Source organism: Gordonia terrae (genome assembly GCF_001698225.1).
GTDB lineage: Bacteria > Actinomycetota > Actinomycetes > Mycobacteriales > Mycobacteriaceae > Gordonia > Gordonia terrae.
On the sequence record NZ_CP016594.1, the window covers coordinates 1466900 to 1479413 of the forward strand.

At 67.0% G+C, this 12514-nt stretch carries 12 protein-coding genes; 7 read left to right on the top strand and 5 right to left on the bottom strand.

Features of this window, described 5'->3' with window-relative positions:
* Window positions 1–5: 5 nt before the first annotated feature.
* From BCM27_RS06665 to BCM27_RS06680, 4 genes are all read right to left on the bottom strand, one after another.
* The gene (locus BCM27_RS06665) at window positions 6–1397 is read right to left on the bottom strand and encodes an MFS transporter (protein ID WP_004020228.1); all 1392 of its coding nucleotides are present in this window, start codon (window positions 1395–1397) and stop codon (window positions 6–8) included.
* Between the two features lie 115 nt (window positions 1398–1512).
* Window positions 1513–2946, bottom strand: coding sequence for a sensor histidine kinase (locus tag BCM27_RS06670; RefSeq protein WP_004020227.1), 1434 nt, complete (start codon window positions 2944–2946; stop codon window positions 1513–1515).
* Between the two features lie 3 nt (window positions 2947–2949).
* The gene (locus tag BCM27_RS06675; RefSeq protein WP_004020226.1) at window positions 2950–3612 is read right to left on the bottom strand and encodes a response regulator transcription factor; all 663 of its coding nucleotides are present in this window, start codon (window positions 3610–3612) and stop codon (window positions 2950–2952) included.
* A gap of 66 nt (window positions 3613–3678) precedes the next feature.
* Window positions 3679–4461 (bottom strand): IclR family transcriptional regulator, encoded by a 783-nt coding sequence (locus tag BCM27_RS06680; protein WP_033205024.1) that lies wholly within the window; start codon window positions 4459–4461, stop codon window positions 3679–3681.
* Window positions 4462–4618: 157 nt separating this feature from the next.
* Between BCM27_RS06680 and BCM27_RS06685 the strand changes: the two genes are divergently transcribed.
* A complete protein-coding gene (locus BCM27_RS06685; protein ID WP_004020224.1) occupies window positions 4619–5383 on the top strand; it encodes a CoA transferase subunit A in 765 nt (254 codons plus the stop codon).
* Complete coding sequence (locus tag BCM27_RS06690) at window positions 5380–6045, top strand: 3-oxoacid CoA-transferase subunit B (RefSeq protein WP_004020223.1); 666 nt, start codon at window positions 5380–5382, stop codon at window positions 6043–6045. The genes BCM27_RS06685 and BCM27_RS06690 overlap by 4 nt, the downstream gene beginning before the upstream one ends.
* Before the next feature lie 19 nt (window positions 6046–6064).
* On the opposite strand, the gene BCM27_RS06695 is transcribed toward BCM27_RS06690, so the two are convergent.
* Complete coding sequence (locus BCM27_RS06695) at window positions 6065–6832, bottom strand: IclR family transcriptional regulator (RefSeq protein ID WP_004020222.1); 768 nt, start codon at window positions 6830–6832, stop codon at window positions 6065–6067.
* A gap of 224 nt (window positions 6833–7056) precedes the next feature.
* On the opposite strand from BCM27_RS06695, the gene BCM27_RS06700 reads away from it, so the two are divergent.
* The 5 genes from BCM27_RS06700 to BCM27_RS06720 are packed head-to-tail and all read left to right on the top strand — an operon-like array spanning window position 7057 to window position 12514.
* The gene (locus BCM27_RS06700; protein ID WP_004020221.1) at window positions 7057–8376 is read left to right on the top strand and encodes an MFS transporter; all 1320 of its coding nucleotides are present in this window, start codon (window positions 7057–7059) and stop codon (window positions 8374–8376) included.
* Window positions 8373–9173, top strand: coding sequence for an SDR family NAD(P)-dependent oxidoreductase (locus tag BCM27_RS06705; RefSeq protein WP_004020220.1), 801 nt, complete (start codon window positions 8373–8375; stop codon window positions 9171–9173). The genes BCM27_RS06700 and BCM27_RS06705 overlap by 4 nt, the downstream gene beginning before the upstream one ends.
* Entirely contained in the window at window positions 9170–9925 is a 756-nt protein-coding gene (locus tag BCM27_RS06710; protein WP_004020219.1) for an SDR family NAD(P)-dependent oxidoreductase, read from the top strand. The genes BCM27_RS06705 and BCM27_RS06710 overlap by 4 nt, the downstream gene beginning before the upstream one ends.
* Window positions 9918–11378 carry an FAD-dependent oxidoreductase gene (locus BCM27_RS06715; RefSeq protein WP_004020218.1) on the top strand — a complete coding sequence of 487 codons (1461 nt, stop codon included), beginning with the start codon at window positions 9918–9920 and terminating at the stop codon, window positions 11376–11378. Before BCM27_RS06710 ends, BCM27_RS06715 begins: the two co-directional genes overlap by 8 nt.
* On the top strand, window positions 11378–12514 hold the full coding sequence (locus BCM27_RS06720; protein ID WP_004020217.1) for a serine aminopeptidase domain-containing protein: 1137 nt from the start codon (window positions 11378–11380) through the stop codon (window positions 12512–12514). The genes BCM27_RS06715 and BCM27_RS06720 overlap by 1 nt, the downstream gene beginning before the upstream one ends.

Consider the following 12514-nt stretch of genomic DNA (forward strand, 5'->3'; position numbering starts at 1 on the left):
CCACCTTAGGCCCGTCGCGCGCCGACCCCTGCGTCGAGGAAGGCCCGCCCTTGCTCGCGATCGAGCGGCGTCTCCGCCTTGTTGCGCAGGACGAAGATGTACACCATCAGCGACACCGCGATCACGATCGTGACGTAGGCGATGAACCACGGGACGTGACCGCCGTTCTTCGCCGCCTGGTAGATCAGCGGTGCGGTGCCGCCGAATGCCGAGTTCGCGAGCGCGTAACCCAGACCCACTCCCAGCGCACGGACGTGCGAGGGGAACAGTTCCGCCTTCACGATCGCATTGATCGAGGTGTAACCGGTGAGGATCACGTAGCCGACGGCGAGCAGGGTCAACGACGTTGCCACCGAGGTCGTCTGGGGCAGGTAGGTGATCAGGACGTAGGTGTACAGGACACCGCCGACGCCGAAGAAGATGAGGACGGGTTTGCGTCCGACCTTGTCGCTGATCATTCCGCCGATCGGCTGCAACACCATCAGGAACACCAGGCCGATGAGATTGATCCACGTCCCGGTGCGGCCGTGGTCCTCGTAGGCGGTCTTGACGATGGCCGGTGCGTTGACGCTGTAGGTGTAGAAGGCGATGGTGCCGCCGATCGTGACCAGGAAGCAGACCAGCAGGGGACGCCAGTAGTTCACGACGAGTTCGCGAATCGATCCGGACTCGGAGTCGGCCCCGCTGCGCACGGCCTCCAACTGCTCCGGTGTGAGCGACTCGTCCATGCTGCGGCGCAACCAGAAGACGACCACCGCGGCCACACCGCCGATGAGAAACGCGATGCGCCAACCGAAGTCGGAGATCTGCTCTTTGTCGAGGAACACCTGCATCACCAGCAGGGTGAGCTGTGCCAGCACGTGTCCGCCGATCAGCGTGACGTACTGGAACGACGAGAAGAAGCCGCGACGCTCGCGGGTGGCCGCCTCGGACATGTAGGTGGCCGACGCGCCGTACTCGCCTCCGGTGGCGAATCCCTGCACCAGACGACAGAGCACCAGGACGACCGCCGCCCACACGCCGATCGATTCGCGACCCGGTGTGAGCGCGATGACCAGGGAGCACGCCGCCATCAGCGACACGCTGAAGGTCAGCGCGGCCCGTCGGCCCCGACGGTCGGCGTACCGGCCGAAGAACCAGGAGCCGACCGGCCGCATCAGGAAGGTGACGGCGAAGATGGCGTACACGTAGACGGTCGAGTTCTTGTCGGCCGAGTCGAAGAACTGGCTCTCGAAGTACGTCGCGAACACCGTGTAGACGTAGACGTCGTACCACTCGACGAGGTTGCCGGAGGACCCTCGCAGGGTGTTGAGCACGGCACGGCGCGTCGCCGCGGCCGACGAGGTCGGCGGTGCGCTCCGGGCGTCCGCGGGCTGCCGGGTGGGCGAGTCGGTCATCGGGGTCCTCCAGATCGTCGAACGTGCTCCCGACCCGGTCCGGCGTCGGTGCCCCTAACACTGTGAACGCAGTCACAGGCGAAACGGAAGCCGATCGACGTTTCCTAACACTCCCTTAGGAGAGGTCCTCCACGTCGACCTCCGCTGCCGGGATCCAGAGGTCCACCCGCAGTCCGGTGGGACGTCCGGCAGCAACCCTCAGCTCGCCCCCGGCCGCGTCGACGAGGGCCGCAGCGATGGACAACCCGAGTCCGGACCCCGGTACGCCGCCGGTCGACGCGCGGAAGAACCGTTCGGTCACGCGAGGCAATTCGTCGTCCGTCACACCGCGACCGGTGTCGGCCACCCAGACCCGGACGCGCGTTCCCTCGGACCGGCAGCCCAGCTCGACAGACGCGCCCGGTCCGGCGTGATGGACCGCGTTGCTCATGAGGACGTCCGTCACCCGGATGAGGTCGTCCTCGTCGAGCGCGGCGATCGTCGAGGACGCTCGTCCCGATGGCAGTGCGATCGACGCCGACAGCCCGGCATCCGCGAGCGCGCCCGCCCAGAAGTCGTGGCGCTCGGTCAGTACGGCGGCGACGTCGCAGACCCCCGTCACGGCGCCGACGGGTCGTGACTCGGCAGTGGCCAGGACGAGCAGGTCCTCGACGATGCGGTCGAGCCGGTCTATCTCCACAAGCGTCTTCTGATGCGAGGTGAGCGATCTGCCGGTGAGGCCCAGACCGAGAGCGTCGAGACGAAAGCGGACCGCGGCGAGCGGATTTCGCAGGGCGTGCGCGGTGTCGGCGACCAGACGGCGCTGGGCCGCGGTTGCGTTCTCGACGTCGTCGGCCATCGCGTCGAAGATCCGGGCCAGCTCACGGACCTCCGGCGGGCCGCTGTGCCGGTGCTCGCGGAGTCCGCTCTGACTCGGCTCGTTCGCACCCGGAACGCGGTCGATGATCGATGCGCGCAGCGAGCGCACCCGGGTGGTCAACGCGGTGAGTGGACGAACCGTCCACCGCGACAGGGCAACCGCGATCAGCGACCCCACCACGAGCATCGCGACGGCCCCACCGGCGATCACCGCCCAGGTCTCGGCGACGTCGCGTCTGGCCGCCGAGGTCGACGCCTCGATGACCACTGCGCCGTCGACCTGGGTGCCCGTGCCGATCGGCATCGCCACCAGAACCGATCCGGGCGACCACGGCGTCAACCCCGACGCGACCCGGGTGCGCTGATTGCGCAACGCCTCGGACACGGCGTCGGCGACCTCTGGTGACCGGGCCGTGAGCCCGGCTGCGGCCCGCGTCGTGCCGGCCCGATCGACCACCACGACACCTTCCCCGTAGAGATCCCGATAGCGCTCGACGGCGCTCTGCAACTCGGTGCCCCGCATCTCCGGTTCCCGATCGGCGAGGTCGGCGAAGTAGACCGCGGACGCGGTCCGGCTCTCGGTGAACCGTTGCAGCCGTTCACGACTCGCCGTCGTCGCGAGGGGTACCGCCAGACCCAGGACCACGATCGCCGAATAGACGACGAGCACGAGCAGCACGCGCCGCCACATCGTTCAGGAACCCCAGCGGTAGCCGTACCCGCGGATCGTCTCGATCACGCCGGGCCTGCCGAGCTTCGCCCGGAGCGCGGTCATGTGGACGTCGATGCTGCGCGAGATGGCGACGTAGGCGTCGCCCCAGATCGCGTCCATCAACTGTTCGCGGCTCACCGCCTCACCCCGCCGGGCGACGAGGTGCGCGAGGAGTTCGAACTCCTTGGGAGTGAGGGCGACGTCGGTGCCGGCCACGGTCACCAGTCGCGCGTCGAGGTCGACGACGATGTCGCCGGCGGCGATCTGTCGCGCCGCGGGTGCCGGTGTGTCGACGGTGCGCCGACGGGCGGCCACCTCCAGGCGCGCCATCAGCTCGCCGAGGCGCGCCGGCTTCACCACATAGTCGTCGGCGCCTCCGCGGAGCGCCCGCACCACAGACCTCTCGTCCTGCCGCGCGGTGAGCACCACGACCGGCATCTCACTCACCGCCCGCAACCGGCGCAGCACGGTCAGCCCGTCCTCGTCGGGCAGTCCCAGGTCCAGCAGCGCGAGGTCGAATTCCCGGTGACCGAGGAGGAGATCGGCACCGCGCCGCATCCGACGGGGCTCGTGGCCGACCTCGTTCAGGGCGTCCACGAGCGCGTCACCGACCCCGTCGTCGTCTTCCACCACCGCGATACGCATCGCGTCTCACGGTACGACAGTGGGCATCCGGAGAAGCACGCGTCCAGACCGTTCGGGGTGGCCGCGTCAACGGGCGGTGTGGTGGCCCCGGAGCCGCTGAGAGAGTTCATGGGCGGTGTTGAGCAGGAGTGCGCCCATTTCCCGTCGACGAACGTCGCCGAAGCGGGTCTCGACGCCCGTCACGCTCAATGCCCACGCGGGCCGTCCGCTGTGATCGAACACCGCAGCGCCCAACCCCCAGCTTCCTTCCACCAGCAGCGCGGGATTCACCGCATAACCCTTCTCGCGCGTAGCGGCGATCCGCCGGCGGATCGCAGATTCGCTGTGCGTGTCGCCCCAGTCCGCCGACAGGTTCGATCGACCCAGGTACGCCTCGACATCGCCGTCGGGCAGATGGCTCAGGATGGCCAGACCGGCGGACGCCACCCCCAGGGGAAACCGCACCCCTTCGTGCAGGACGTGGGATCGGAGCGGGAAGCTGCCCTCTTGGCTGTGGGTGCACACGGTCTCATCACCCCGCCGGGCGGAGAGAAACGCACTCTCACCCGTCTCGCGCGCCACCCGATCGATCAGGTCGCGTGCGTCATCGGTGATGTCGTACCGCCGGCCGGCGCCGGCGCCGGCGCCGAGGAGAAACAGTTCGGGCCCCAGGTTCCACCGACCGGACGTCGAATCGCGATCCATCAATCCCTCGTCGGCCAGCGTCACCAGGAGGCGGTGCGCGGTCGGGCGCGCGAGCCCGGTGTCCGCCGCCAGTTGCGTCGTCGACGCGCCGTTCGGGGCGTGAGCGCCGGCGGCCCGCAAGAGTCGCGCGGCTCGTGCGATGACCGGAGTGCGCGAGGTGACCATGATCGGATCGTAGCGTTCATTCAACGAACGCCGTCAGGTTCGGTGTTCGGTGGGCGAGCAAATCGAGACCGAATATTGCCACTACAGAAGAAGTTCTCGGAGACTGATCGCCGACCGGACCAGATCAACCAATGAACGAGAGAAGGTGACGAGCGTCATGGCCGACAAAATGTTCGCCGACGCGACAGCCGCGGTGGTCGATATCAGGGACGGCGCAACGCTGGCCGTCGGAGGCTTCGGGCTGTGTGGCGTACCCGATCGGCTGATCGAAGCGCTCGCCGAGGCCGGGACCACCGGCTTGCGGGTGTTCTCGAACAACTGCGGGGTCGACGATCACGGCCTGGGCATACTGCTGTCGAGCGGGCAGATTTCCCGGGTCACCGCCTCATACGTCGGGGAGAACAAGGAGTTCGCCCGGCAGTACCTCGCGGGTGAGCTCGAGGTCGAACTGACTCCGCAGGGCACCCTGGCCGAACGGCTTCGCGCCGGTGGCGCCGGCATCCCCGCATTCTTCACGCCCGCCGGCGTCGGAACCCCCGTCGCCGACGGCGGGATGCCTTGGCGCCATGGGGCGGACGGGTCGGTGCTGATCGCCTCGCCGGCCAAGGAGACGCGTGAGTTCGGCGGTCGTCGCTTCGTGTTGGAGGAGGCCATCAACGCCGACTTCGCCCTGGTGCACGCGCGGCTGGGCGACACTGAGGGCAACCTCGTATTCGACAAGACCGCAATGAATTTCAACCCTCTCGCGGCCATGGCCGGCAAGGTGACCATCGCTCAGGTGGAAGAGCTGGTCGAGCCCGGCGACCTCGACCCCAACGAGGTGCACCTGCCCGGGGTCTTCGTGCAACGCGTCGTGCACACAGGGGCACAGCAGAAGCGAATCGAGAAGCGAACCGTCACCGTCGTCGGAGGACAGCCATGACCACAATCGCACGCCGAACCAGTGGATGGACCCGCGATCAGATGGCAGCTCGCGCCGCAGCCGAGATGATCGACGGCGAGTACGTCAATCTGGGTATCGGTCTGCCCACTCTCATTCCAGACCATCTCAGGGCCGGCGTGCACGTCACGCTGCACTCGGAGAACGGCATCCTGGGGACCGGCGGTTACCCGACCGACGAGGCGATCGACGCCGATCTGATTAACGCCGGCAAGGAGACCGTCACCGTCAGACCCGGCGCGTCGTTCTTCGACTCGGCCCTGTCATTCGGCATGATCCGCGGCGGTCACATCGACACCGCTGTGCTCGGCGGGATGCAGGTGTCGCAGACCGGCGACCTGGCCAACTGGATGGTGCCCGGGAAGATGGTCAAGGGTATGGGAGGCGCGATGGATCTCGTGCACGGCGCAGCACGTGTGATCGTCCTGATGGAGCACACCGACCGCAACGGGCTCCCGAAGATCGTCGAGGAGTGCACTCTTCCGCTGACCGGGCAGGGAGTGGTCGATCGGATAATCACCGACCTGGCTGTCATCGACGTGCCCGGTGACGGCTCCCTGATCCTCCGTGAACTCGCGCCCTCGGTGACGACCGACGATGTCATCGACGCAACCGGGGCGGAACTGACTGTGGCGCTTCGCTGAACCTTGTTCGTACTCGAGTCTATTCGGACGCCGGGTTCTCGCCCTCGACCCCGGTTCGGCCTCCACCGGTCTCGAGCATCGCCGCGACTTCGGCGGCCGCAGCGACCAGATCGCCTGTCCAGGAGGCGAGTTGCCCGGCTCGGCTCGTCGGGACCGCGATGGAGATGCTGCCGAGCGGAGCGCCGCGCTCGTTCGTGATCGGTGCTGCGACTCCGGCGACCCCGGGTAGGAGCTCGTCGTGGGTGGAGCTGTATCCACATCGGCGCGCAGTGGAGAGAGCCGATCGGACCGCATCGGGGTCCGGCGCGAACGACAGCGAGGTCTCGACGACGTCATCCGCGGAAGCGGCGAGGATCGACAGGGCCGCAGCGCCCTGATGAAGCGGAATGCGATGACCGATGTCGAACTGCACCCGCAGGACGTGTGCATGCGTCTCCACCTGATCGACCGCCACGGCATGCGGCTCCGGCCCGGCCAGGTCCGGCACGAACAGCAGGACCGTCTCTGACGTCTGCTCCGAGAGTCGCTCGAGGATGGGGCGCGCCACCTGCTGAACGTCGGGCTCCACCGAGTCGGCCAGCCGCAGCACGGTGGGTCCCAGCGAGTAGATCGCGGTCCCACCGACCCGCCGGACGAAACCTCGGGCATGCAACGTCGCGAGAAGCCGGTGTACGGCAGTGCGGTTCAGGTCGAGCGCGCGAGCGAGTTCCGCCGGGGATTGATTCGGCGTCGAACCGAGCTCGATCAAGACCCGGAGTGCCTGGTCGGCCGTCGTCGAGATGTTCACGGCATGTCGCTGCCGTTGAGGAACGAGGCACCGGACGACGACGTCAACGCCATATTTCCTTTCGTTCTAGCGAGTTCGACCCATCGTGCCACATGCCGCTTCGGTGAGACCGGTCGGACTCACCGTCTCTCTTTGCCCTGACCTTTGACTTCGAGAAGTGATCCGCGTTACAGTCAGCGAGTTCATTTAATGACCTCACATGGTTCACATTCGAGAGGATGCCGATGGTTGAAGTGCGGCAGGTTCAGGCATCGGTGGAGGCGACCCCAGGTCGTCAGTCGCCGAACAAGGTGTTGCGGGCGGGATTGCTCGGCACGGTGGTCGAGTATTACGACCTGGCGATCTACGGGCTGATGGCCACGGTCCTCGGCGCGAAGTTCTTCGCCGCGGAGGACGAGGGGACCGCCGTCCTGGCGACCTTCGCGACATTCGCCGTGGCGTTCTTCGTCCGGATCCCCGGTGGCATCGTCTTCGGTCAGATCGGAGACAAGTACGGGCGCAAGCCGGCTCTGACGGCCACCATCTTGTTGATGACCGGTGCGACCGCGCTGATCGGCGTCCTTCCCTCGTACGCCACGTGGGGCATCTGGGCGACCATTGTTCTCGTCCTCTGCCGCTCGGTGCAGGGATTCGCGGCCGGCGGTGAACTCGGCGGCGCGAATGTCCTGGTCGCGGAGAGTGCGCCGGCCCGCCGGCGTGGGTTGTACACCTCGGTCGTCAACATGGGCAGCACCCTCGGGTCGATCCTGGCTTCGATTGTTGCGCTGACCTTGGCGAGCATGGTGTCCGAGGAAGTCCTGTACGACTGGGCGTGGCGGGTGGCATTCCTGCTCAGCGTCGTGCTGGGAACAATAGGCCTCTGGATCAGGGTCACCCTGGAGGACTCACCGGAATTCGACGCCGTCAAGGCGTCTGACGAGGTGGAGGTACACAAGGTGCCGGTTCTGGCGCTACTGCGGACCGCTCGCAAAGAGGTGGGTCAGATCATCCTGATGCTGGCCATCGGCACCGGCGGATACTACGTCGCCTCCGTGTACTCGACGTCCTATCTGCAGATCCAGGGCGATCACAGTCCGAGTTTCGCCTTCCTGTGTTCCGTTGTCGCCCTGGGCTTCGGCACCGCCCTGCTTCCGGTGTCCGGAATGCTCGGTGACCGGTTCGGGCGCCGGCCCGTCCTGGTCTGCTCGGCCGGAATCGGTGTCGTCGTCGCCTTCCCCGCCTTCATCCTGATGGGATCCGGCAGTGTCGTCGGAGCCATAGTCGGACAGTCCATCCTGTTCGGATCGGTCTGCATGGTGAACGGGACGGCGATGGTGACGGCCCTCGAGATGCTGTCCGCTCGGGTCCGCTACTCCGGCCTCGCTCTCGGCATCAACACGGCGAACACCCTTCTCGGTGGCACCGCTCCGTTCGTCGCGGCGCTGTTGGTCAACACGACGGGCAACGCACTTGCTCCTGCCGGTCTGTTCACGCTCGTGGCCGTCCTGTCACTGATCGGTGCGCTCACGGTGACCGGGACCCGCAAGCTGGACCTGTCGCTGTGAACGGTTCTCTCCTGCAGGACAAGTGCGTTCTCGTCACCGGCGCCGCATCCGGAGTCGGCCTGGCAATCGCACGCGGCGTCGCCCAGTCCGGCGGGCATGTGTGGATCGGTGACGTCGATGCCGACCGCGCCCGCGCCGCCGCCTCGGCTCTCGGCGCCGAAGGGTATGCGGCCGACGCCTGCGCGCTCGATGTCACCTCCGAATCCGGCTGGGACGCAGCGGTCGGCCGCATCGAGGCCGAGTCCGGACAACTGCACGGTCTGGTCAACAACGCCGGAATCAGTGTGCGTACCGGCATCTCGGCGACCTCGCTCGACGACTGGAATCGCGTCTTCGCGGTCAACTCCACCGGACTCTTCCTCGGGATGCGGGCCTGCCACGGGATGCTGGCGAAGCAGCGTGGCGCCTCCATCGTCAACATCGCGTCGATCTCGGGCATGTTGGGGTACTACTCCGCCGGTTACACCGCCAGCAAATGGGCCGCACGCGGTCTGACGAAAACCGCTGCGCTGGAATTCGCCCCGGACGGAATCCGGGTGAACTCGGTGAATCCCGGACTGGTCGACACGCCGATGCTGCATTCGGCCGAGGACGGTGGTGCCTACGTCGACAGCAACGTGCGATCGATACCGATGGCGCGGATCGCGCAGCCGGAGGAGATCGCCGGCGTCGTCACGTTTCTGCTGTCACCCGACTCCTCGTACATGACCGGTACCGACCTCGTCGTCGACGGCGGTCTGCTGTCGGGCGGCACCTACCGCCGGATTCTCGCCGAACTCGACGGGGGGAACCGATGAGTTTCGACGGCATGTCGGCGGTGGTGACGGGGGCAGGTCGCGGAATCGGTGCGGCGATCGCGGACGGGTTGGCGCTCCTGGGGACGAACGTCGTCGTGGCCGATCTCAACAGCAGCAGTGCGACTTCGGTTGCCGAACGGATCTCCGGTCGAGGACACGGTGGCCGCGCCGTCGCCAGCGACATGGATGCCGGCTCGGCCGGCGATCACGAGCTGGCCGTCGCCGCTGCGGTGGAGGAGTTCGGACGCCTCGACTTCTACGTGAACAACGCCGGAGTGTTCCAAGAGAGCAGCCTCGAGGACATGAGCGTCGAACTCCTTCACCGAACCCTCCGGGTGAATGTCGAGGGAGTGATCTTCGGAACCCAGGCCGCGGCAAGACATATGCGACTCCACGGCGGGGGCAGCATCGTCAACATCGCGTCGATCGCCGGAACCAAGCCTCGCCCGAACCGCACCGCCTACAGCTCGTCCAAGGCCGCGGTTCTCCAGGCGACCAACAGCGCCGCCATCGAACTCGGGAACCATCGCATCCGGGTGAACGCGGTCTCACCAGGTTATGTCGACACCGCGCTGACCCAGTTCATGCGCGACGATCCGGATCTGTACGACGCCACTGTCGGCCGGGTCCCACTGCAACGAATGGGTCGAGTCGACGAGATCTTCTCGGTGGTGAGATTCCTGCTGTCCGAGGACGCCGGTTACGTCACCGGCGCGAACATTCCGGTCGACGGGGGGTCGCGCCATGTCTGACCACAACTCCGATTTCGATGTCGTCGTCGTGGGCGCGGGCGGAGCGGGGCTCGCCGCGGCCGCCACCGCCGCCGAAAACGGCTCGCGCGCGATTGTTTTCGAGGCCGAATCGTCCATCGGTGGTTCGACGGCGCTGTCGTCGGGAATGTTCACCGCCGCGGGTACGTCCGTGCAGGAATCCGCCGGCATCGCGGACTCGGCGGATCGAATGTTCCAGCACTACATGGATCTCAACCAGTGGCGCGTGCTGCCCGGGCCCACCCGCGCGTTCTGCCGGGAGACCGCCGACGTGGTCGACTGGCTGCTGGCTCTCGGCGTCGATGTGCCACCGTTGCAGACGACGAACGCCCACGAACCCGGGATCACCCGCGCCGGTGTGGAAGACTCTGCCCGAGGCCACGTTCCGCGAGGCGAGGGGCAGGCGATCGTCGATGTGTTGTCACGACGCTGTGCATCGCTCGGGGTCGATGTCGTCCTGAACACTCGTGTCGACGACCTCGTCCGGTCCGGAGACGGCTCGATCGCGGGCGTCCGCGTCGACGAAACGGAGGTGTCGGCACCGAACGTGGTGGTGGCGTCCGGCGGCTTCACCCGTGACGTCCACGCGCTCGAACGGTACTTCCCCGAGGGACTCGCCGCCGGTGACGATCTCTTCGTCGTCTCGGGGACCGGATCACGTGGTGACCACCTGCGATTCGCAGACAAGCACCGACTCGGGTTGTTCGGTCACGGCTGGGGACTGACCGTCCTCACCGCCAGAATCCAGACGGCGCACCACTGGACCAGCGGCTTCCCGCCGCCGTCGCGACTGTACGTCGACGGAAACGGCGTGCGCTGCATGGATGAGGATGCTCCGTACGCGATCAGCGGCGGCATCTACCGCGATCGTGGCGGCGTCATGTGGGCGGTGTTCGACGAGGCCGGCCGACTGGCGTTGCCGGAAGGGTACAAAGACTGGTCGCCCGACCGGGTTTCCGAGGAAGTACAGCGTGGCACCATCGAGACAGCGGACACCGTCGAGCAACTCGCCGCCCGGATGGGTGTACCGGGTGTGGCGCTCGCGGGCAGCGTCGCCGCGTTCAACGACTACTGCCACTCCGGTGTCGACGACGAGTTCCTCCGTCACGAGACCCGTGCGGCCAAGCGCCAACCCACGCCGCCGGCGGTCGACACCGGTCCGTACTACGCCGTGAGACTGGTGCCCGGCGAACTGGTCTGCACCCATACCGGACTACGGATCGACGACCGGGCGCGAGTCCAGGACGAGCTCGGACGCGCGGTTCCCGGACTGTACGCAGCGGGCGAAGCGGCCGGTGGGGTCTTGGGAAACCGGTATGTGGGAGGCGGCAACGCCGTCGCGCATGCCCTGGCCTTCGGACGGATCGCCGGCCGCAATCTCCGGACATCGCCCACGACGCACGCTCGACGAGAATCAGAGGCAGGACGATCGTGATGGAACTACTCGCCATTCCCATGCAGGCCAGCGACCGTATCGACGTGTACTCAGGTGTCGCGCGCATGGCGGGAAAGATCTGGGGTGCGCTCCATCGCGCGTCCGACCGCTCACGCACCGTCGCGTTGATCGTCCATCCGACATCGAACTTCATGGGCCACTACCTCCTGGACACCCTGGCGTCCCGAGGTGTCGACGCGGTCGGGCTCGCCACCCGGTACGTCGGAAACGACAGCGCACTCACCATGGAGAACTGCGTGCTCGACATCGGTTCGGCGATCCGACATCTCCGCGAACGCGGTTACGAGAACGTGGTTCTGATCGGCAATTCCGGTGGTGGCGGCCTGGCAGCCATGTATCAAAGCCAGGCCGAGAGACCCACGATCACCTCGACCCCCGCGGGTGACCCGCCGGACCTCACCGCCGCCGAGCTGCCCGCGGCCGACGCCGTGTTGCAGCTCATGGCACACCCGGGCCGTGCCCAGGTTCTCACCGACTGGATCGACCCCGCCGTCGTCGACGAGCACGACCCGTGGCGGCGCGACGAGGAACTGGATCTGTTCAGCGGCAGGATCTCCCCGCCCTATGATCGCGAGTTCGTGGACCACTACCGGGCCGCTCAGGTGGCTCGGAATCGTCGGATCACCGGGTGGGTCCGCGATCAGCTCGACCGACTCGAGCGGTCCGGGGGAGAGCTGCAGGATCTGCCCTTCGTGGTGCACGGGACGATCGCGGATCCGCGCTTCCTCGACGTGACCCTCGACCCGTCGGACCGCGAACCGGGCACGATGTGGGGACCGGCGAAGGTCGCCAACCTGATGCCCGCGTCTCTCGCGCACTACAGCAGTCTGCGGTCCTGGCTGTCCCAATGGAGTCTCGACTCATCCAATTGTGATGGTCCGCTGCACATGTCGAGAATCAGCACGCCGACGCTCATCATGTACGGAACCGCCGATCAGGTGTGCTTCCCGTCCTACGCCATCGAGATGTACGAGGCCGTCCGACACGACGACAAGCAGCTCACACCCGTGGAGAACGGGCTCCACTATCTGACCGGTCAACCGGACAAAGTCGCATTCGTCGGCGACACCGTCGCGGCATGGCTACGCGAACACGACCTCGTGAAAGGAAACTGA